At 68.3% G+C, this 19,648-nt stretch carries 19 protein-coding genes, 1 tRNA gene and 1 pseudogene; 7 read left to right on the top strand and 14 right to left on the bottom strand.

Annotated features, from left to right (window positions below; all coding sequences use genetic code 11):
• Positions 1–22 precede the first annotated feature (22 nt).
• Positions 23–1,111, bottom strand: coding sequence for an erythritol/L-threitol dehyrogenase (gene eltD, locus AT701_RS16345; RefSeq protein WP_011728938.1), 1,089 nt, complete (start codon positions 1,109–1,111; stop codon positions 23–25).
• 118 nt (positions 1,112–1,229) lie between these two features.
• Here eltD and AT701_RS16340 point away from each other — a divergent pair, with 118 nt between their 5' ends.
• Together AT701_RS16340 and AT701_RS16335 are read left to right on the top strand one after the other, a co-directional pair.
• Positions 1,230–2,252 carry a sugar-binding transcriptional regulator gene (locus AT701_RS16340; RefSeq protein WP_011728937.1) on the top strand — a complete coding sequence of 341 codons (1,023 nt, stop codon included), beginning with the start codon at positions 1,230–1,232 and terminating at the stop codon, positions 2,250–2,252.
• Entirely contained in the window at positions 2,249–3,037 is a 789-nt protein-coding gene (locus AT701_RS16335) for an SDR family NAD(P)-dependent oxidoreductase (RefSeq protein ID WP_011728936.1), read from the top strand. The genes AT701_RS16340 and AT701_RS16335 overlap by 4 nt, the downstream gene beginning before the upstream one ends.
• Here the strand turns inward: AT701_RS16335 and AT701_RS16330 are convergent.
• From AT701_RS16330 to xylB, 5 genes and pseudogenes are all read right to left on the bottom strand, one after another.
• The gene (locus AT701_RS16330) at positions 3,022–4,503 is read right to left on the bottom strand and encodes an FGGY-family carbohydrate kinase (RefSeq protein WP_014877623.1); all 1,482 of its coding nucleotides are present in this window, start codon (positions 4,501–4,503) and stop codon (positions 3,022–3,024) included. The genes AT701_RS16335 and AT701_RS16330 overlap by 16 nt on opposite strands.
• A gap of 26 nt (positions 4,504–4,529) precedes the next feature.
• The gene (locus AT701_RS16325; protein WP_029104317.1) at positions 4,530–5,354 is read right to left on the bottom strand and encodes an acyl-CoA thioesterase domain-containing protein; all 825 of its coding nucleotides are present in this window, start codon (positions 5,352–5,354) and stop codon (positions 4,530–4,532) included.
• A gap of 58 nt (positions 5,355–5,412) precedes the next feature.
• Positions 5,413–6,348, bottom strand: a complete 936-nt coding sequence (locus AT701_RS16320; protein WP_011728933.1) for a LysR family transcriptional regulator — start codon at positions 6,346–6,348, stop codon at positions 5,413–5,415.
• A 42-nt stretch (positions 6,349–6,390) separates the two neighbouring features.
• The gene (locus AT701_RS16315; protein WP_011728932.1) at positions 6,391–7,611 is read right to left on the bottom strand and encodes an acyl-CoA dehydrogenase family protein; all 1,221 of its coding nucleotides are present in this window, start codon (positions 7,609–7,611) and stop codon (positions 6,391–6,393) included.
• A gap of 177 nt (positions 7,612–7,788) precedes the next feature.
• A pseudogene (gene xylB / locus AT701_RS16310) lies at positions 7,789–9,188 on the bottom strand (xylulokinase).
• 55 nt (positions 9,189–9,243) lie between these two features.
• Between xylB and AT701_RS35065 the strand changes: the two are divergent.
• The 4 genes from AT701_RS35065 to AT701_RS16295 all read left to right on the top strand — a co-directional run bounded on the left by AT701_RS35065 (position 9,244) and on the right by AT701_RS16295 (position 11,858).
• Complete coding sequence (locus tag AT701_RS35065; RefSeq protein WP_162139539.1) at positions 9,244–9,402, top strand: hypothetical protein; 159 nt, start codon at positions 9,244–9,246, stop codon at positions 9,400–9,402.
• An 82-nt stretch (positions 9,403–9,484) separates the two neighbouring features.
• Positions 9,485–10,360: a DoxX family protein gene (locus AT701_RS16305; RefSeq protein WP_011728928.1), complete on the top strand. Its 876-nt coding sequence runs from the start codon at positions 9,485–9,487 to the stop codon at positions 10,358–10,360.
• A gap of 9 nt (positions 10,361–10,369) precedes the next feature.
• Positions 10,370–10,855: an RDD family protein gene (locus AT701_RS16300; protein ID WP_011728927.1), complete on the top strand. Its 486-nt coding sequence runs from the start codon at positions 10,370–10,372 to the stop codon at positions 10,853–10,855.
• Positions 10,856–10,970: 115 nt separating this feature from the next.
• Positions 10,971–11,858: an SCO6745 family protein gene (locus tag AT701_RS16295; protein WP_011728926.1), complete on the top strand. Its 888-nt coding sequence runs from the start codon at positions 10,971–10,973 to the stop codon at positions 11,856–11,858.
• A 4-nt stretch (positions 11,859–11,862) separates the two neighbouring features.
• Here the strand turns inward: AT701_RS16295 and AT701_RS16290 are convergent, their stop codons facing one another.
• The 7 genes from AT701_RS16290 to AT701_RS16260 form a co-directional block, all read right to left on the bottom strand.
• Entirely contained in the window at positions 11,863–12,189 is a 327-nt protein-coding gene (locus tag AT701_RS16290; protein ID WP_011728925.1) for a YnfA family protein, read from the bottom strand.
• 120 nt (positions 12,190–12,309) lie between these two features.
• Positions 12,310–13,056 (bottom strand): ABC transporter ATP-binding protein, encoded by a 747-nt coding sequence (locus AT701_RS16285; RefSeq protein ID WP_011728924.1) that lies wholly within the window; start codon positions 13,054–13,056, stop codon positions 12,310–12,312.
• Positions 13,040–13,894, bottom strand: coding sequence for an ABC transporter ATP-binding protein (locus AT701_RS16280; protein WP_058126208.1), 855 nt, complete (start codon positions 13,892–13,894; stop codon positions 13,040–13,042). Before AT701_RS16280 ends, AT701_RS16285 begins: the two co-directional genes overlap by 17 nt.
• Positions 13,891–15,105 carry a branched-chain amino acid ABC transporter permease gene (locus AT701_RS16275; RefSeq protein ID WP_058126207.1) on the bottom strand — a complete coding sequence of 405 codons (1,215 nt, stop codon included), beginning with the start codon at positions 15,103–15,105 and terminating at the stop codon, positions 13,891–13,893. The genes AT701_RS16280 and AT701_RS16275 overlap by 4 nt, the downstream gene beginning before the upstream one ends.
• Positions 15,102–16,139 carry a branched-chain amino acid ABC transporter permease gene (locus AT701_RS16270; RefSeq protein WP_011728922.1) on the bottom strand — a complete coding sequence of 346 codons (1,038 nt, stop codon included), beginning with the start codon at positions 16,137–16,139 and terminating at the stop codon, positions 15,102–15,104. Before AT701_RS16270 ends, AT701_RS16275 begins: the two co-directional genes overlap by 4 nt.
• A gap of 78 nt (positions 16,140–16,217) precedes the next feature.
• Positions 16,218–17,429, bottom strand: coding sequence for a branched-chain amino acid ABC transporter substrate-binding protein (locus tag AT701_RS16265; protein WP_014877617.1), 1,212 nt, complete (start codon positions 17,427–17,429; stop codon positions 16,218–16,220).
• 229 nt (positions 17,430–17,658) lie between these two features.
• On the bottom strand, positions 17,659–18,285 hold the full coding sequence (locus AT701_RS16260) for a two-component system response regulator PdtaR (protein WP_058126206.1): 627 nt from the start codon (positions 18,283–18,285) through the stop codon (positions 17,659–17,661).
• An 85-nt stretch (positions 18,286–18,370) separates the two neighbouring features.
• On the opposite strand from AT701_RS16260, the gene AT701_RS16255 reads away from it, so the two are divergent.
• Positions 18,371–18,447 (top strand) — tRNA-Leu (locus tag AT701_RS16255).
• Between the two features lie 170 nt (positions 18,448–18,617).
• Here AT701_RS16255 and AT701_RS16250 read toward each other — a convergent pair.
• Entirely contained in the window at positions 18,618–19,568 is a 951-nt protein-coding gene (locus tag AT701_RS16250) for a hypothetical protein (RefSeq protein WP_058126205.1), read from the bottom strand.
• Positions 19,569–19,648 lie beyond the last annotated feature (80 nt).

Here is a 19,648-nt window from a genome sequence, read left to right as displayed (position 1 = left end):
CGGCTCATCACAGTCGCTTTCGCTATGCCGGGATCAGGGAGACCTTGACCGATTCCTTTCCGCTGGCCACGAGGTCGAGGCCCTTCTGGAATTCGGTGAGCGGGAACTGATGTGTGCAGATCTCGTCCATCGGCAGCGCACCGGACTCGATCATCTTGATGGCCGCGGGCCAGCAGTACGGGCCGAGGTGGGCACCGAGGACGTCGAGCTCCTTGTCGTCGCTGATGATGCTCCAGTCGACCGTGACGTCACTGCCGAAGACGCCGTACTCGACGTAGCGGCCGAGCTTGCGCAGCAGGTTGAGACCCTGCGGCACGGCCGAGGTGTGGCCCGTGCCCTCGATGTACACGTCGGCGCCGTAGCCGCCGGTGAGGTCCTTGATGATCTTCTCGGCGTCCTGCTCGGCGATGTTGATCGTGAGGTCGGCCCCGCACTTCTCGGCGAGCTTGAGCTTGTCGGGTGCCATGTCGAGGGCGATGACGCGCATAGGGCTCTTGGCCTTGGCGCCCGCGATCATGCCGAGGCCGATCGGCCCGCAGCCGGCCACCACGACGGTGTCCTCGAAGGTGATCTGGGCGCGTTCCACGGCGTGCAGCGAGCACGACAGCGGCTCGGCGAAGGCGGCGTGCTGGGCCGGGATGTCCGGGGAAACCTTGTGCACCAAGGCCTCTGCCGGATAGACCATGTAGCTGGCCATCGCGCCGGGCGTGCGCCGCTTGAAGCCGTAGAGATCGTGCGGCTGGCACATGTGGTACTGGCCGCGCTTGCAGAACAGGCACTCCCAGCAGGGCACGATCTGCTCGGACACCACGCGGTCACCGACCGCGATACCCCACCGCTGCGCGGCCTCGTCGTCGAGTTCGACGACCCGTCCGACGAACTCGTGGCCGGGGATCACCATGGTCTCGGCCCACGCGGGCCGGTTCTCGTCACCCCAGAACTTGGCGGCCCCGTGGTAGCACTTGAGATCGCTTGCACAGATGCCCACGGCCTCGACCCGGATCAGCGCCTCGCCGGGTTTACGCTGCGGTACCGCGACCTCTTCGAGCCGGTAGTCGTGGGGGCCGTGACACACCACTGCCTGCATCTTTTCGGGGACTTGATTGGACATGCCAAATACCTTTCGACCTGTGGTTGCAGTCACATTAACCACACGTATGCACAATTGTCCAGAACATCTGTTCATTGAACCTTGACGACGAACGGATGTTCAGTGTCATACTTCACTCGTGCCCCGGTCCGCCCAGCCATCGCCACCGACAAACGCCGACGGCCCGACCTCCGACGCCGAATCCGGCCATTTCCCCGCCTCGCTGCTGTACACCGCCGCAAAGCTCTACTACACCGAGGACGCGACCCAGGCCGAGGTCGCCGCGCAGCTCGGCACCAGCCGCGCGACCGTGAGCCGGATTCTGGCGGAAGCGAAGCGGCGCGGCATCGTGCGCATCGAGGTGGTCCCGCCCGATCAGCTGGGCTCCGGTGACATCGCCGACCAGCTAACCCGCGCCCTGTCACTCAACACGGTGTTCCTCAGCCACCCGCTGCCGAATCCGGGTCCGGGCCGTACCGCCGTCGACGTCATGGGCGCCGCCCTCGCGCCCGCCGTCGCGCGGGCACTGGCCGCCGCGGGTCTGCTGCCCGGCGACGTCCTGCTGGTGTCCTCGGGCCGCACCGTCTACGAGGTCGCGCAATACGAACTCGTCGACCTGCCCGGTGTACAGGTCGCGCCCACGGTCGGCGGCAACGACCAACCCGAGGAGTGGTACCAGACCAACGAGATCACGCGCCTGGTCTCCAACCGGATCAACGGCAGGCCCAATTACCTGTTCGCACCGGCACTTCCGGGCCCGGACCTGTACCCGTCGCTGATCAACGACCCGAGCATCCAGCGCGTGCTGCATCTGTGGCCCAAGGCCCGCTGCGCCCTGATGGGCGTCGGCGCACCGCCGCTGCTGCGCTCCGACATCCCCAGGTTCGTCCCGACCGGGTCGAGTTCGCTGCGGTCGGCGGTGGGCGACGTGTGCTCCCGCTTCTTCGACCGCGACGGCGACCCCGTCGGGTTCGACGGCAGCGACCGCCTGATCGCGGTGGAACTCGAAGCGCTGCGCCATATCCCGGTGACCATCGCGGTCGCGATCGGCAAGGACAAGGTCGAGTCGATCGTGGCGGGTGCGCGCGGCGGATATTTCAACCAGCTCGTGACCGACCCGGCCACCGCGGCCGCCATCCTCGAACACACGGAGTCTCAGTGACCACCACCGACGACCGCTACGCCGGCGTTCTGCGCCTCGACGGCAAACGCGCCCTGATCACCGGTGCCACCAAGGGCATCGGCGCCGACATCGCCCGCGCGTTCGCCGCTGCGGGCGCACGGCTTGTGCTCAGCGGCCGCGACGTGAGCGAACTCGACGCCGCCCGAAGGGCTCTCGGCGAACAGTTCGGCACCGACGTGCACACCGTCGCGATCGATCTCGCCGAACCCGACGCACCCGCCGAGTTGGCCCGGCGCGCCGCCGAGGCGTTCGGTGGTCTGGACGTGCTGGTGAACAACGCCGGGATCTCGCATCCACAGCCCGTCGTCGACACCGATCCCCAGCTGTTCGACGCCACCATCGCGGTCAACCTGCGCGCCCCGGCACTGCTGGCCTCGGCGGTGGGCAAAGCCATGGTGGCGGCAGGCGAGGGCGGGGCGATCATCACGGTGGCCTCGGCCGCCGCGCTGGCACCTCTGCCCGACCACTACGCGTACTGCACGTCCAAGGCCGGCCTGGTGATGGCGACCAAGGTGCTTGCCCGCGAGCTCGGTCCCCACGGCATCCGCGCCAACTCGGTGTGCCCGACGGTGGTGCTGACCGAGATGGGTCAGCGGGTGTGGGGCGACGAGGCCAAGTCGGCGCCGATGATCGCACGGATCCCGTTGGGCCGCTTCGCGGTTCCTCATGAGGTTTCCGACGCGGTGGTGTGGCTCGCCTCCGACGCGGCCAGCATGATCAACGGCGTCGACATCCCCGTCGACGGCGGCTACACGATGGGCTGACCGGCCAGCCGGTGCACCTGATCGCGGGTGGCCGGGTAGAGCTCCTGCCACGTCGCGTACAGATCCTCGTAGAGGGCGTGGTTGCGCGGATCCGGCTTGATCTCGGCGGCGATCTTCGCCCAGTCCGTGTCGGCAGGCACCAGCCCGACCCCGATCGCCGCGAGCAGCGCGTCACCGTAACTCGCACCGATCGCCTGTTCCGGCACCAGCTGGGGGCGTCCGGTCACGTCGCTGACGGTCTGCGCCCAGATCGGGCTGCGCAACCCGCCGCCGACGGCGACCGTCCGGCTCGCGGTGTGCGCGTCGTCGAACCGTTCCAGGATCTGGCGGATGCCGAACGAGATCCCTTCGTACGCAGCGCGGAACAGATGACCGCGGCCGTGTCGCAGCGTCAGCCCGGCCACCACGCCCCGGGCCTGCGGGTCGAACACCGGGGTGCGCTCCCCCGCCAGGTACGGCAGCACCAGCAGCCCTTCGCTGCCCGGCGGCACATCGGCGGCCTCGGCCATGAGTTCGTCGAACGAGGCGCCGCCGGTCACCGACTGCAGCCAGTTGATCAGGCTGCCCGCCGTCGAGGTGCCCGCCGCGAGCGCCAGCGTGTCGTGCTCGATGCCCGCGGTGGTCCACAGCACCGGATCGCTGTGGTAGGCGTCGATGACCTGCACGAGGAACATGGTCGAGCCGTACATGAGCATCTGATCGCCCGGCCGTCGCACACCGACCGAGAACGCCTCGGAGTACGCGTCGACGGTGCCCGCCGACACCGGGGTGCCCGCGGGGACACCTGTGGCTGCGGCGGCCTCCGGTGTCACGGTGCCCACCACATCGGCGGGCCAGACCAGCCTGGGCAGTGGCAGGTGCCCGCAAATCCGTTGTGCCCAAGGCTTGTTCCACTCGAACCGGCGGGTCGCGTACAGCGGATCGCACTGGCTGGCGGTGTGGTGGTCCATCACGTACTCGCCGGTGAGCTTGGCGGCGATATAGGAATTGGAGCCGTACCACCCGGTGGCGCGTTCGAACACCTCGGGCTCGTGACGGCGCACCCACTCCAGTTTCGGGCCCACGGCCTGGCTGGACAGCACCGTGCCTGCGCGGTCCAGGATCGCCTCGGCGCCGAACTCGGCGGTGAGGGCCTCGATCTCCTCGGACGCGCGCGTGTCGATGCCGTACAGGATGGCGGGCCGCAGCGGGCGCAGGTCGTCGTCGCACAGCACGAGGCACGGGCCGACCCCGCTGACGCACATCCCGGCGAGCACGCCGCCGCTGGGCATCTGCGCCATCAACTTCGAGGCGATCTGGCACACCTCGGCCCACCACAGCTTCTCGGCGTCGACCTCGGCCCAGCCGGGGCGCGGGAGGTCCATGGAGTGCGAAACGGTCTCGGTGGCGATCACCGACCCCGACGCGTCGACGAGTACGCCCTTGGTGCTACCGGTGCCCATGTCGATTCCGAGCAGCAAGTCCACGCCGACAACCCTACGACGCGGGGTGCTCAGCGTGGTGCGGTGCGGTCGGGAAAGGGATCGTTGGCGAAGTCGATCTGGGCGGCCGGATTGCTGACCGCGGTGACCAGACCCGTGCCGAACGCACCCACCCTGTCGAACAGCGTCGCCGAGCCCACCGCGATCCCGTCGGAGGTCCAGTGGGAATCGGCCTGCACGCCGATCCATTCGTCGCGCGGCAGCCGAGACAGGGCCACGGTCAGATCACCGTTGATGTACCCCACGCCGTGGGTACCGAGATTGGTCACCAGGCTCGTGCCCTCGGCCGCCATCGCGGTGCGGACGAACGGCGAGTTCACCTGTCCCTCCACGACCGTGATGGTGCGGTTGATGAAACGCTTGCGCGACGCGTTCTGGTGATCGGCGATCGCCCGGCTCCAGCCACCCTCGTCACTGCCCATGTACGTCGTGCGGTCGGCCGGGGTGTCGACATCGGCAGGGGGTTCGAACTCCGGCGCCGGCCGCCATTCGTCACCGCGCGGCGCCTCAGAGCGGCGGTACTGCACCAGCGTGGCCCTGGCAACGGTCACGCCGTTCTGGATCAGTTCGCACTCGGAGTTGCGCACCCGGCGGCCGTCGCGCACCAGCGCGACCTTGGTCGTGGTCTCGACACCGCGCGCCGCCCGGAACAGGTCAACGGTCAACCGGGAGGGCAGGAACTCGGGCAGGCCGAAGGCGTTCTCCAGGGCGTGCGCGGCAAGGCCGACCAGTGCCGGACCGTTGAGGTGGTCTTCGCCCCAATGGCTCTGCGCAAACCGCGTCGGTTGGAATCTGTCGGCGTCGGACTGCGTGAAATGGGCGACAACCTCGGTCATCGGCGCATCGTCGCACACGTGCACCGTCCCGCCGCAGCGGGGACCGGTCAAGATCACCTCACCCGGACCCGTGCACCGTGGGCCGCGGCCACGACATCAACGGCACCGGGCGCCCGTCGGGCGGGCGCAGACGGTCCAGAACCAGCCGCAGCGGTGGCCACGTGGACCGCCCGCGGCGGACGACGGCGAACGCCGTCAGAACCACCTTCGGATCCGACATCGGCATGACCGTGACACCGTCGCGGACCGCCCGCGTGATGGGCAACAGACCCACCCCGAAGCCCTCGAGGATCAGGTCCTCCAGCAGGTCGAGGCTGTCGATCTGATGCGCGATGCGCGGGCGGAAGCCCGCGAGCGAGGCCAGCGTGCGCACCGCGTCCTCGTCGGCCGTGTTGCGGGAGTTGACGATCCACCACCGGTCGGCGTAGTTCCTGATGTCGGCCGTCGCGGTGCCGGCGGTGACCTCGCTGCTCGGGACGCCCAGCCCCCACGGCGTCGACCACAGCGGGAACGCCTCGAGCACCGGGTCCGGTGACGCGGGCGCGAGGTCGTACTCATAGGTGAGCGCGAGGTCGAGGTCGTCGTCGACCAGCAGTTCGAACGCCTCCAAGGGCTCGTACTCACTGATCTCGACCTCGACGCTGGGATGCGTCCGGCCGAGCTCGCGCAGGATCGGCAGCAGCGACACCCGCAGACCCGTCGCGAAACCGCCCACGCGCAGCGTCCCCGCGGGTTCGGCGTCGGGATCCAGGTCGAGCCTCGCCGCGTCGACCGCGGCCAGGATGGTCACCGCGTGGTCGGCGAGCCGCCGGCCTGCGGGCGTGAGACGGACGCGGCGTCCGTCGGGCTCGATGAGCTGTGTGTCGGTCTCCTTGGCGAGCGCCGCGAGCTGCTGCGACACCGTCGAGGTGGTCAACGAGAACGCATCGGCGACCGCACGCATCGAACCCAGCCGCGACAGGGCCAGCAACAGGCGCAGGCGGCGGGTGTCCACGCCGACCATTGTTCACGGTCGGCGTGGGCCGTCACGCGTGGATCAGAAGAAGCTGCTGTCCGGGAGGGGTGCGTGGTTGACGGCGACGTCCCCGAGGACGCGTGCCTTGTAGACGGTCGGGTTGTGCGAGAACAGTGTGCGCAGGTTGCGCCAGTGCCGGTCCAGGTTCGCCGACGCCCGGATGGCCGACGCCCCGCCCACGTCGAAGATGCGGCCCGCGGCACGCAGCGCGGGTTCCTCGATCGCGACCTTGACCCGCGCGGCCGCGACCGAGGCCCGATGTTCGAGCTCGTGGTCGAAACCGCCGGCCCTCGCTGCCTGCAGCGCGACCCCGAGTTCGCGTGCAGCGCTGCGCACCACGGCCGACGCTGCGTACGCCACCGCATCGATCTCGCCGACCACCTGCAGCAGCTGCGGATCGGCGGTCGGCGAGGCCTCGGTGGCGAAGGTGTAGCTGCGCTGCCTGCCGCGCACCAGCGCGACGGCGTCCGTGCGCAGGCTGCGCAGGATGCCCGCGGCGATCGCGTGCAGATACAGCTGTAGGAGCGCGCCGCGGGGTCGGTCGACACCCACCTTGGTGCCCAGCGGGAACAGTTCGTCGTCGTGGACGACGACGTCGTCGAGCACAGTGGTTCCGCTGCCGGTGTGGCGCTGGCCGATACCGTCCCAGTCGTCGGTGTGGACCACGCCCACACGGTCGGCGGGGATGATCGCGCCGACGGGCGCACCGTCGTCACCCTGGGCGCTGACCCGCAGGTGGTCGGAATACTGTGCGCCCGTGCTGTAGTACTTGCGCCCGCGCAGGATCAGTCGTCCGTCGTCGGTGCGGATCAGGCGCGTGTCGTAGGTCTGGCCGCCCACCTGGTTGGTGCTCTGCTCGGAGGTGACGCCACCGATGAGCCCACCGTCGGCGACCACGGCGATCCAGCGCTCGGCGTTGGGCCTGCGAGGTGCCCGCTGCAGTTCCTCGACCACCGAGAAATGCACGCGCAGGATGTGCGCAAGATCCGGGTCGGCCTCGCCCAGCGCCATGACCAGGTCGAAGAACTCCTCGGTCGACAAACCCCAACCGCCGAGGTCGCGGTCCAGGGGCGCCGCGCCCACGCGGTGTGCCTTGACCAGCTCCACGCCGAGCGACGGGGGCTCGTGCCCGCCGTCGTCGAGGCGGCGGCGGTGATCGGCGCTGATCCGCCCGAGCAGGTCCGTGATCACATCGGGGTGCGGTGCGCTGCCTGGCAGGCTCACCGCGGTGTGCAGGGACATGCTCGCATTCCTCTCGGGTGGGACGGTCTCGGTGTCGCGGCACACGCTAGGCCGTGGTGACGCAAACGCCAACCGTTAGGCCCGCCGCGATTTTATGCCTGGTCATCGGCGACGTGGTCGACCAGCCACTGCTGTTGCCGTCGAACGAGATTCGCGGCCGGGTTCGCCCGGCGTATCTCACTGCCCCAGCGTCAGCGGCTGCGCGGCGAGATACTGTTCGAGGACCTGTGGTGCGTGCTCGGCGGTGTAGGTGGTGGTCGATCCGACCTGCCAGGCCGGTGGCGAATCCTGTTGCCCCAGAGCCCATGCCGCTTGCCGGGCCGCGCCCAGCGCGACGTACTCGCCCGGTGGGGGGACGTCGACGGGCCTGCCCCAGATCGCGGGGGCGATGCGCCGCACGGCCTCGGAACGGGCGCCGCCGCCGACCAGGATGATGCGTTCGATGTCGACGCCGTAGCTGACGATCTTGTCGATGCAGAACGCCATCGACGCCAGCAGGCCCTCGACCCCGGCGCGGGCGACGTTGGCAGGGCTGAAGTTTCGCGTCGTGACGCCGTGCAGCGCGCCGCGAGCGCGAGGCAGGTTGGGTGACCGTTCCCCCCCTCCAGATACGGCACGAGCGTCAGCCCGTCTGCACCCCGCGGGGCCGAGAGCGCCAGCCGGTCGAACTCGTCGAAGTCCACCTGCAGCATCGCGGCGGTCGCGGCCAGCACCGGTGCACCGTTGAGCGTGCACACGAGCGGCAGCTGGCGGCCGCTCGCGTCGGCAAAGCCCGCGACGATGCCCTCCGGGTCGTGGGGTGCCGCGTCGCCGACCGCGCTGACCACGCCCGAGGTGCCCAGCGACACGATGCAGTCGCCGGGACCGGCGCCGAGCCCCAGCGCGGCGGCGGCGTTGTCGCCTGCGCCCGGACCGAGGATCGCGCCCGAGGGCAGCCGGCCTGCGACGTCGCGCGGGCCGAGCACGGTCGGCAGCGCAGGGGTCCTGCCGCGCATCGCGAGTTCGAGCAGGTCGGTGCGATAGGAGTCGGTCTCGGCCGAGAAGTATCCGGTGCCGCTGGCGTCGCTGCGGTCGGTGCGCAGATCGGCCAGATCGTTCGAACCGGTCAGCCGCCAACCGAGCCAGTCGTGCGGAAGGCACACCGCGGCGGTCGCGTCGGCGTTCTCGGGTTCGTTGTCGGCCAGCCACCGCAGCTTGGTCGCGGTGATGGCGGCAACCGGCACCACCCCGACGGTCTTCGCCCATTCGTCGGGTCCGCCGAGCTCGGACACCAGGTCGTCTGCGCTCGACGCCGAGCGTGTGTCGTTCCACAACAGGGCATCTCGCACGACCTGGCCGGACGAGTTCAGGCAGACCATGCCGTGCTGCTGCGCCCCGACCGAGACCGCCTCGACATCGTCGAGGCCGCCGACGGCCGTGATGGTGCGTTGCAGCGCGTCCCACCAGTGGCCCGGATCCACCTCGGTGCCACCGGGATGCGGCGAGGACGCCGTGCGCACCACGGAACCGCTGTCCGCGTCGCAGACGACGATCTTGCAGGACTGGGTAGAGGAGTCGATGCCTGCCACGAGAGTCACGCCTGCGAAGCTACTCCAATGCACCGTTTCCGCGCGTGCTCAGCAACGCGTGCTGGTGGCGGATTCTGAATGCGACGCCTCATACGAGTTCGCCGAGTTCGGGGCGGTGCTCTCGCCCGGTGCCGGAAAGGTCGAGGTGATCAGCACGGCTGCGGCCGGCTCGGCATCGCCACTGATGGAGGGGTCCGTTGCTGTCTCGACCACGACCGGTTGACGCGCCCTTCGGGATGTCAGGTTTGCCCCACGATCGATGGGGAACTCCATACCGCATGTTGATCAGAAGAATTGCGCGACCGATGTTGTCGGCGACCTTCATCGCCCGCGGAGTGGACGCCCTGCGGAACCCCAAACCGGCCGCCGACGCGGCCCGACCCACGTTGGGCATGATGAGTTCACTGCCCGATCCCGTCGGATCCAAGGTGCCGTCCGACGCCGAGACCGTCGCCAAGATCAACGGCGCGGTCCAGGTCGTCGGCGGCCTGTTGTTGGCGTCCGGCAAGATGCCGCGCCTGACCGCGGCCGCACTGGCGCTCAGCGTCGTCCCGGGCAGCCTTGGCTCCCACAGCTTCTGGAAGGAGTCCGATCCCCAGCGGTCCGCACAGGAGCGCCGCGAGTTCCTCACCGATCTGAGCCTCATCGGCGGCCTGATCATCGCCGCCGCGGACACCGAGGGCAAGCCGTCGCTGGCCTGGCGTGGTCGCCGCGCGGCACACAAGGTGACCGCATCGGTGGCGGCCGCATTGCCTGCCGGCGCCGCAGCGAGCGAGTCGATCGCCGACAGCGCAGTGGCCGAAAAGCTCGGACACGGCCTGTCCGTGGGCGCCGAGCGTGGACGCGAACTCGCCGAGATCGCCCGCGAGCGTGCTGCGGAACTGGCTCACGCGGCCCGAGAACACGCCCCCGAACTCGCCGAGGCCGCCCGTGAACGCAGCGCGCACCTTGCCGAGCGGGGCGCGGTGCTCGCCGACGTGGCGCGGGAGCGCGGCCTGGAGTTTGCCGACGTGGCACAGAAACGCGGACTGGAGTTTGCCGACGTGGCACGAGGGCGCGGCGCAGAACTGGCCGAGACCGCGCGTGAGGCCGCCCCGGAACTCGCCGAAACCGCACGTGCGCACGGCAATGTCCTGGCGAATCGCACGCGAAAGCAACTCAAGCAGGCGCGTCGCCGGTAGTTTGGTCGTATGACTGATTATCAGCCGCAACCGGGACAGTACGGGCAACCCGCCGGCTATCCGCCGCACGGCGGCGCAGCGGCGCCGGGTGGTTTGGGACGACGCTTCTTTGCGCGCTTCATCGACGGGATCTTCGTCGGCATCGTCTCTTATCTGCTCGCGTTCTTCACCGATTCGCTGTCGAGCATCTGGGTGACCGGTCTGTTCACCGGTCTGCTGACGTTCATCTACTTCGTCGCGTTCGAGGTGTCACAGGGATGGACGCCGGGCAAGAAGATCCTTGGCCTGTCGGTGCGCGGCGCGGCAACGCCCAAACCGACCGCGAAGGAATCAGCGATCCGCAACTCGTGGACGCTGCTGCCGATCGTGCCGTTCGTCGGTGGTCTGCTGGGCGTGATCGCGATCATCATCATCGCGGTCACCATCGCGGGCAGCTCCACCAAGCAGGGTAAGCACGACGAACTCGCAGGTGGCACGCAGGTGCTGCACGGCTGAGCCAGGAAGAACGACCAAAGAGCCGGGCCCTCAACTCCGTTCGGAGTCGAGGGCCCGGTTCTGTGTGCCGGCCCCCGCCCTGCCGATGGTGATCGAGCTTTGGTTAACTGATCGCGTGGGTCGCTCGCCATCGCTCGCGCGTCGCTTCTTCGACCGTCTCGAGCCGGTACACGCCGTCACCTATTTCTCCGGTGAAAGCCGCTCCGCGCTCGAGGGCCTCGGCTTCCGCGGTTTCTGGCAGGGATATTTCGCCGCGCGCTCCGCGCCGCTGGGCCGGGTGGCCCCCGAGGTCGTCGCCGCGGTGTTCTACAACTTCACCCCGGAGCGCGTCGCGAAAACACTGCCCGCGGTGTGGGATCTCGCCGCCCCGTCGACCGTGTTGGCAGTGCGTTCGGAAGCCGCGGTGGCGGCGCTGCGCCGAGCGGGAGTCACCGACTCCCCCGCCACGCGCACGGCCGCCGATCTCGCCGCAGCGGCCGCCAGGAATGCACCCCTCGACGCGCGGCCCCTGTTCGCGGCGAACCGCGCGCTCGACTGGCCTGACGAACCCGTCGCGATGTTGTGGCACGCCGTCACCCTGCTGCGGGAACAGCGCGGTGACGCGCACGTCGCCGTGCTCGCCGCCGAAGGGATCAGTGGCCGCGAGTGCAATGTGCTGCACGCCGCCGCGGGCCGGGTGCCCGCCGAGATGATCAAACGCAGCCGCGACTACGACGACGAACAGTGGAACCTCCACGTCGACGCGCTCCGGCGACGGGGTTGGCTCGACGGCGCGGGAGAACTGACCGAAGCCGGCCGGGCCATCAAGAAGCACGTCGAGGACCGCACCGACACGCTGGCGTTGACCGCACTCGAAGCGCTCACCGACACCGAGGTGGAGACGTTGTTCGCGACACTCACGCCCATTACGCGGCTCGTGGTGGCGGCGGGCGACATACCGGTGGACACTCCGATGGGACTGCGCCGCGACGACCTCGACGACGACAGCGCCCATTTGACCTGACGGGTCAGCGCGGGGCGTACATGATGAGCCCGACGCCCACCAGGGCCACCGCGGCGCCTGCGACGTCCCAGCGGTCGGGCCGGAAACCGTCGGCGATCATGCCCCACAGCAGGGATCCGGCGATGAACACCCCTCCGTAGGCGGCCAGCACGCGGCCGAAGTTGGCGTCGGGTTGGAACGCCGCGACGAAACCGTATGCGCCCAGCGCGATCACGCCCGCGCCCGCCCACAGCCAGCCGCGCTGCTCACGGAGTCCCTGCCACACGAGCCAGGCGCCGCCGATCTCGAGCACCGCGGCGAGCACGAACAGCACGACGGATTTTCCGACCATCACCACTTCAGCATGCCGTGAGCGTGCGCTTTTGCTGCATTTTGCGCGGCGTGTCGGGGCGCAGACGCGCACGTTCGCGGTGCCGAGTCAGCGCTTCTCGCGGTGCCGAGTAGGCCAGTTTCAGGCCACGCCGAGGTAGGCCGCGCGAATGCTGTCGTCCTGCAGCAACTCCCGCGCCACGCCGGTGCGGGTGATGTTGCCGGTCTCGAGGATGTAGGCGCGGTCGGAGCGGCTGAGGGCCTGCTGGGCGTTCTGCTCGACCAGCAGCACCGTGGTGCCCTGCGAGTTGATGTCGGCGATGATCCGGAAGATCTGGGAGATCACCATGGGCGCCAGGCCCATCGACGGCTCGTCGAGCAGCAGGATCTTCGGGCGGGCCATGAGCGCGCGGCCGATCGCGAGCATCTGCTGCTCACCGCCGGAGAGCGTGCCGCCGACCTGGCTGCGTCGCTCGGCCAGCCGCGGGAACGTCTCGAACACCCAGTCCAGGCGTTCGGCGTGCTCCTGGCGCGACGGGAATTTCCGTCCGTAGCAACCCATCTCCAGGTTCTCCACGACGGTCATGCCCGGGAACACGCCGCGGCCCTCCGGAGCCTGGATGAGGCCCTCGGTGACCCGCCGGTGTGCCTTCATACGGGAGATGTCCTGCCCGTCGAACCACACCGAACCTGATGTCAGCGGACGCAGGCCCGAGATCGCACGCATCATCGTGGTCTTGCCTGCACCGTTGGACCCCAACAGCGTGACCAGTTCACCCTCGTGGACCACGAGCGAAACGCCGTGCAGCGCACGGATTCTGCCGTAGTGCACGACCGCATCGCGCACCTCGAGGAGCACCTTGCGCGTCGTCTCACCGGATTTCGTCATCGGGTACCCCCAGGTATGCGGCGATCACCTTCGGATCCTCCCGGATCTGCGAGGGCAGGCCGTCGGCGATCTTGCGGCCGAACTCCAGAACCACGATGCGGTCGGTGACACCCATGACCAGACGCATGTCGTGCTCGATCAGCAGCACGGTGTATCCGTCGTCGCGGATCTTGCGGATCAGATCGATCAGCGCGGCCTTCTCGCTCGGGTTGAACCCGGCCGCGGGTTCGTCGAGACACAGCAGCTTGGGTTCGGTCGCCAGCGCTCGCGCGATCTCCAGGCGACGCTGATCGCCGTACGAAAGGTTCTTGGCCTTCTCCTCGCCCCGGTGCGCGATGCCCACAAAGTGGAGCAATGCAGCCGATCTCTCGACCGCCGAGCGCTCCTCGCGGAAATGCCGCGGTGAGCGGATCAGCGCCCCCGGCACCGAGGTGCGGTGCCGGGCGTCGGTGCCGACCATGACGTTCTCCAGTGCCGTCATCTCGCCGAACAGCCGGATGTTCTGGAAGGTGCGCGCGATGCCACGACGCGTGATCTGGTGCCGTTTGATCCGGCCCAGCGGCGCACCGTCGAACGTCACCGAGCCCGAACTCGGGCGGTAGACACCCGTGATCGCGTTGAAGCACGTGGTCTTGCCCGCACCGTTGGGTCCGATGAGACCGAGGATCTCGCCGCGACGGATGTTGAAGTTCACCGAGTCGAGCGCCACGAGCCCGCCGAACTTGACGGTCAGATCGTGCGTCTGCAGAAGGATCTCACCCTCGGCCGCGTTGATCTCCCGGTGGACGCCGGCCAGATCCTCGATGACTTCCTCTGCCACCTGGGGAGGCTCGGTCATGACGTGTGCTCCTTCACCGGGGTGGCCCGCAGCAGGTCCCGCGCCGCCTTGCCGTACGTCAGCAGATGCTGACGCGCGGGGAACAGGCCCTGCGGCCGGAAGATCATCAGTACCACCAGGGCGAGTCCGAAGAACAGGTACTTCAGGTCGCCGAGGTTGATGCCGAGGAACTCGACCCCGAGCAGGCGGTTGGGCAGGTAGACGATGACGAACGCACCGAAGATCACACCGAGCTTGTTGCCCTGGCCGCCGAGCACCACCGCACACAGGAACAGCATCGAGTTGATGATGTTGAACGTCTGCGGGGCCACGTACTGCACCTGGCCCGCGTACAGCGCGCCGGACAGTCCGCCGATGGCAGCGCCGATGGTGAACGCCCACAGCTTGAACTTGAAGGCGTTGACGCCCATCACCTCGGCGGCGTCCTCGTCCTCGCGGATCGCGATCCACGCACGTCCGACACGGCTGCGCTCGAGATTGCCGACCAGCAGCAGGATCCCGACGATCAGCGCAACCCCCAGCCAGAACCACCACGTGCCGTAGTTGGCGAGGCCGGTCGAATTGCCGCTGGAGAACACCCCGTTCGGCAGCTTCTCGCTCTCGCCCAGTCGCGGATACGCCACCTGGTTCAGGCCGCGTGCACCGTTGGTGATGTCGGACAGGTTGTCCGCCATGAGCCGGATGATCTCGCCGAAGCCCAGCGTGACGATCGCGAGGTAGTCGCCGCGCAACCGCAACGTCGGGGTGCCGAGGATCAGGCCTGCGATCGCGGTGATCGCCATTGCCAGTGGGACACATGCCAACCAGGCCCAGTCGCTGCTGAGGAACTTGTCGACACCGACGATGTTCCACGGGCTCGACGGGCTGGTGAGCAGTGCGACGGTGTAGGCGCCGACGGCGTAGAAACCGACATAGCCCAGGTCGAGCAGACCGGCCTGGCCGACCACGACGTTGAGTCCGATCGCGATGATCGCGACCATCGCGAACTGCGCCATGGTGCCGCCGAAGCTGATGCCTGGCGTGTTCAGGAAGCCCGGGGTGAACAACGGCAGCAGGGCCAGCAGCCCGAAACCGATGACGCCGACGGCCCACTTGGCCACGCGCGGCAACGTCGACCACTGCTCGCGGATGATGTCGCCGGGCGCCAGCAGGGTTCTGGCCAACGAGCTGGTGTTCTCCCCCGGATTCTGCTGTGTGTGCTGATCACTCATACTCGCGCCTTCCCGAGGCTCTCACCGAGTATTCCGGTCGGCCGGAACAACAGGACCAGAACGAGCAGGACGAACGCGACCACGTCACGCCACTGGGTGCCGAACACCGCCTGCCCGTAGTTCTCCATGATGCCGAGCAGCAGACCGCCCAGCAGTGCGCCACGCAGGTTGCCGATGCCGCCGAGCACCGCCGCCGAGAACGCCTTGATGCCGAGCAGGAAGCCGCCCGAGTAGATGATGCCCTGCGGCACCTTCAGGGTGTAGAGCAGTGCCGCGGCGCCGGCCAGCAGGCCGCCGATGAGGAACGTCGTCATGATGATCCGCTCGCGCGACACACCCATCAGCGTCGCGGTGGTGGGATCCTGTGCCACGGCGCGGATCCCGCGCCCGAACTTGGTGCGGTTGAGCGCGATGTCGGTCAGCAGCGCGAGGATGAGCGCCGACACGACGATCACGAGCGTCACGTTGGACACCGTCGCACCGAACACCGTGAACTGGGCCTTGGGCTGCACCAGCGTGATCGGCTGCTGCGCGTTGCTGCCGCCGTAGCCCTTCATCAGCTTGGGCAGCACGAAGTGCACGAATTCCTGCAGCACGAACGACATGCCGATCGCGGTGATGAGGAAGGTCAGCGCCCGCGCGTTGCGTTTTCGCAGTGGACGGTAGGCGATGAACTCCAGCCCGATCGCCGCCGATCCCGAGACCAGCATCGCGAACAGCATCGCGATGCCCAGATACAGGACCGTCAGCCCGATGCCCTTGTTGTAGGCGTTGCCGCTCGGGGTGAACCCGAGGATCACGTCGAGGCAGAAGTACGCACCGAACATGCCGAGCATGAAGATCTCGGAGTGCGCGAAGTTGATCAGCCGCAGCACGCCGAACACCAGCGTGTAGCCGACCGCCACGAGCGCGTAGATCGCGCCCCATGACAGGCCGTCGATGGTCAACTGCCAGAAGCCGTTACGCAGCCCGTCGAGGTTGAAATTGATGTTGTCGGCCAGACAGATGTACTGGTCGACGCACTGGTGGATCATCCGGTGGCGGCTCCCTGATGAGTGGTGGGTAGCGAAACGCGCCCGGGGAGCGGCCCCGGACGCGTTTCGGCAGACGATTTACTGGACGTCGTACATCCAGATCAGGGTGGTGGTCAGCTCGCCGTTGTCGGTCCACTGGTACTTACGGGCCACGCCCTGGCCCTCGTAGTTGCGGACGTAGTTGAGCAGGTCGGCGCGGGTGATGGCGCCGGAGTCGATGCCCTTCAGCAGGATCGTGCCCAGGTCGTAGCCCTCGGTGCTGTAGGTGCCGGGTTCCTGACCGAACTTCTGCGTGTACTCCTCGGCGAACTCGGCGGTGGCCGGGCCGCACGGGCACGACAGCAGCGCACCCTTGGAGGACTCGCCGGCCTGCTTGACGAACTCGGGATCCTTCGTGCCGTCTGCACTGATGAACGTCGCCTCCACGCCGCCGTCCTTGAGCTGCTGCACGAACGGCGCGGCCTCCGAGTAGTACCCGCTGTAGAACACCGAATCCGGTGCGGCGCCCTTGATTTGGGTGACGGCGGCCGAGAAGTCCTTGTCGCCCTTCTTCACCGAGATGTTGCACGAGGCGTCGGCGACCGGTCCGAGCGTCGTGCGCACGGCCTCGGCGAGCCCCAGACCGTAGTCGGTGCTGTCGTCGACGACGCAGACCTTCTTGTTCTCCAGGGTGTTCTTCATGTAGTTGGCCACCGACGGACCCTGCACGCCGTCGTTCGCCAGGCCGCGGAAGAACGTGCGCCAGCCGTTCTCGCTCAGCTGGACGTTGGTGGCCGATGCGGTGGTCGCCACCAGACCGGCCTGGTTGAACACGTCACCGGTGGCCTTGGTCTCGCCCGAGAACGCGGGGCCGACCACGCCGATGATGAACGGCTCGTCGACGATCTGCGGTGCGACACCGGTGGCCTTCTGCGGATCACCTTCGGTGTCAAACGCTTTCAGCTGAACCTGGCACTGGGCGTTGGCGGCGTTGTGCTTGTCGATCGCCATCTGCACGCCGTTCTTGATGTTGATGCCGAGCGCGGCGTCGGGGCCGTTGAGGGCGCCCATCATCGCGATCATCACCGGCGGGCACACGGCGTTTCCGTCACCTGCGGGATCGGCGGGGGTCACATCGCCCGCGCCCGTCACCTCGGCACCGTTCTCGTCGATCTGCACCTTCTCGACGATCTTCAGGTCGGTCTGGGCTGCTTCCTCTTCGGGCGTCGACTGATTACAGCCGGCAATTGCCAGCGCCACCACTCCCGCACTACCGAGAGCAAATGCCTTTCGTGCCACGCGACCGCGCACGCTTCACCTCCGGGTCAAAGTTGTCAGCGACGCCGTTGGCGAGACCCGGTTTCCGGGATGCCGCCGACGCTCCGGGTAGAACATAGCCAACCACCGCCCTGCGTGCGCGATGTTGAACGATGCGTTTCCGGCGCGTCGTTCGCTGTTCCGTATAAATGCCGGTGAAAACCTCGAGAACACCGCGTGTGCGTGAGCCCTGAAACGAATAATTAACCGAGGCGACGGGCGCTCACTGCTCAGGCGCCGGGGCCTGCTTGGTGTCGTCCAACGTCTCGAGCACCACCTCGGCCACCCGCTTCATCGTCGTGCGCCGGTCCATCGCGGCCCGCTGGATCCACTTGAACGCCTCGGGCTCGGTCATCTTGTACTTGGCCTGTAGCAAACCTTTGGCACGTTCGACGAGCTTGCGGGTCTCCAGTCGCTCCGACAGCGTCGCGACCTCGGTCTCCAGTGCACTCAGCTCTGCGAAGCGGCTGACCGCGACCTCGATGGCAGGCACCAGGTCGTTGATGTTGAACGGCTTCACCAGGTAGGCCATGGCGCCTGCGTCGCGGGCACGCTCCACCAACTCGCGCTGGCTGAAGGCCGTCAGGATCACGATGGGCGCGATGCGCTTGGAGGCGATCTCCGAGGCCGCGTCGATGCCGTCGCGCCGCGGCATCTTGACGTCCATGATCACGAGATCCGGCCGCAGGCTCTCGGCCATCTCGACGGCCTCCTGGCCGTCTCCGGCCTCACCGACAACCTCATACCCCTCCTCGCGCAACATCTCGGCGAGATCGAGTCGGATGAGTGCTTCGTCCTCGGCGATGAGTACGCGGCGCGGTCTGTCAGCGTCAGTCGTTGACCCGGTCATGCCAACATTGTGTCGTGACAGCCGATGATCAGCGACTGCAGGGCATCATCTATGGTGGTATCCCGCAGGACGGAAACGGCCGCACGCCCTCGTATCCCAACTGGCAGAGGAAACGGATTCAAAACCCGTACAGTGTGAGTTCGAATCTCACCGAGGGCACCAGAAACACCTGATCACGCGCATTTTGCGCAGTCTTTTCGATGTGCTCGGCGCGGTCGCGGCCTGCGCGGGAGAACTCCAGATTGCACTGAGGGACAGATCCCGCTCGGGATCTGTCCCTCAGTGCAATCTCGATGTGAGATCGGGCGCGTCGCCTCAGATCAGCACGGGGCTCACGCCATGAAGCGCGCGATCTGCGGTGCGGGCACCGCCTGCGCGGCACGCGCGTGACGGACCCCGATCGCGCCGCCTGCCGCGGTGAGCAGCACTAGCCCGGCCATCCCTGGCAGCACCGCGAAGAGCAGATCCATGTTGTTCGCCGTGCGCAGGTAGTCCGCGTAACCGACCCGGAACGACGCCGGTACCGCGTTCGGTGGCGGGCCCGCAGGTGCCGGTGCCGTCACGGCCGGCGGGGTGAGGGCAGGAACGCTCGGCGTGGCCGGTGAGGCGGGTGCCCCGCCTCCACCGGCCGGCGCGCCGGGAGGCGCGACGACCACCGGGACGGGCGGCACCGGAGGCACCGCGACCGGCACCGGTGCGACCGGCGCAGCGGGAACCGATGGCGCGGAGGCGACCGGCGGCTGGGCCCGGATCACGATGCTGCGGTTGCTCGGCGCGGTCGGCACCGGGGCGAGATCGGGTGCGCGCCCGGTGGTTCCGCCGGTGGGCACCCGGCTGACGCCGTTGCCGCCGCCGCCCGCCACGACCGCGGGTGGTGTGATGCGCGCACCCGTGATCGCTGACTCGGGCACGTCGACAGATTGTGCGGAACGACGGGCCGTCCCGGTCTGCTGGTCGTCGCGGTCGTCCGCTGACGAGGGCTGCCCCTGCCGGTTGCCTGCAGGCCCCGGGCGATCGGGGGCGCGATGGGCACCGGGCCGGCCACTGCGATCCGGGCCGGCATGCCGAGGGCCGGGCCCGAAACCCGGCGCGCGCCGACTGCCGCGGTCGCCGGCCTGCGAGGCGCTGCCGCCGTTCTGCTGGCCGCGGACGTTTGCGCCGCGCTCGGAGTGCTTCTTTTTCTTCTGATCCTTGTGGTGGTCGAAGATGTCGAGGATTCCACCGACCCCGAACAGATCAGCGGATGCGACCGCTGTGCCTGCCATGCCGGGGCCGACAACCATTGCGCTACAGGCGATTGCACAACTGATCGCCGTCGTGCGCATCCACGATCGCTCGTCGCTCAAAATGCCCCCGGGATCTC

Source organism: Mycolicibacterium smegmatis (assembly GCF_001457595.1).
GTDB classification, from domain to species: domain Bacteria; phylum Actinomycetota; class Actinomycetes; order Mycobacteriales; family Mycobacteriaceae; genus Mycobacterium; species Mycobacterium smegmatis.
Note: the sequence above shows the minus strand (reverse complement) of the source record. Positions and strands in the feature narration are given on the sequence as shown.

What these genes read in the sequence shown, in the direction of transcription:
- eltD (WP_011728938.1), bottom strand. Translation starts at nt 1,111, where the DNA reads ATGTCCAATCAAGTCCCCGAAAAGATGCAGGCAGTGGTGTGTCACGGC.
- AT701_RS16325 (WP_029104317.1), bottom strand. Translation starts at nt 5,354, where the DNA reads ATGACCGAGGTTGTCGCCCATTTCACGCAGTCCGACGCCGACAGATTC.
- AT701_RS16315 (WP_011728932.1), bottom strand. Translation starts at nt 7,611, where the DNA reads ATGTCCCTGCACACCGCGGTGAGCCTGCCAGGCAGCGCACCGCACCCC.
- AT701_RS16305 (WP_011728928.1), top strand. Translation starts at nt 9,485, where the DNA reads ATGTTGTCGGCGACCTTCATCGCCCGCGGAGTGGACGCCCTGCGGAAC.
- AT701_RS16300 (WP_011728927.1), top strand. Translation starts at nt 10,370, where the DNA reads ATGACTGATTATCAGCCGCAACCGGGACAGTACGGGCAACCCGCCGGC.
- AT701_RS16290 (WP_011728925.1), bottom strand. Translation starts at nt 12,189, where the DNA reads ATGGTCGGAAAATCCGTCGTGCTGTTCGTGCTCGCCGCGGTGCTCGAG.
- AT701_RS16285 (WP_011728924.1), bottom strand. Translation starts at nt 13,056, where the DNA reads ATGACGAAATCCGGTGAGACGACGCGCAAGGTGCTCCTCGAGGTGCGC.
- AT701_RS16280 (WP_058126208.1), bottom strand. Translation starts at nt 13,894, where the DNA reads ATGACCGAGCCTCCCCAGGTGGCAGAGGAAGTCATCGAGGATCTGGCC.
- AT701_RS16275 (WP_058126207.1), bottom strand. Translation starts at nt 15,105, where the DNA reads ATGAGTGATCAGCACACACAGCAGAATCCGGGGGAGAACACCAGCTCG.
- AT701_RS16270 (WP_011728922.1), bottom strand. Translation starts at nt 16,139, where the DNA reads ATGATCCACCAGTGCGTCGACCAGTACATCTGTCTGGCCGACAACATC.
- AT701_RS16260 (WP_058126206.1), bottom strand. Translation starts at nt 18,285, where the DNA reads ATGACCGGGTCAACGACTGACGCTGACAGACCGCGCCGCGTACTCATC.
- AT701_RS16250 (WP_058126205.1), bottom strand. Translation starts at nt 19,568, where the DNA reads ATGGTTGTCGGCCCCGGCATGGCAGGCACAGCGGTCGCATCCGCTGAT.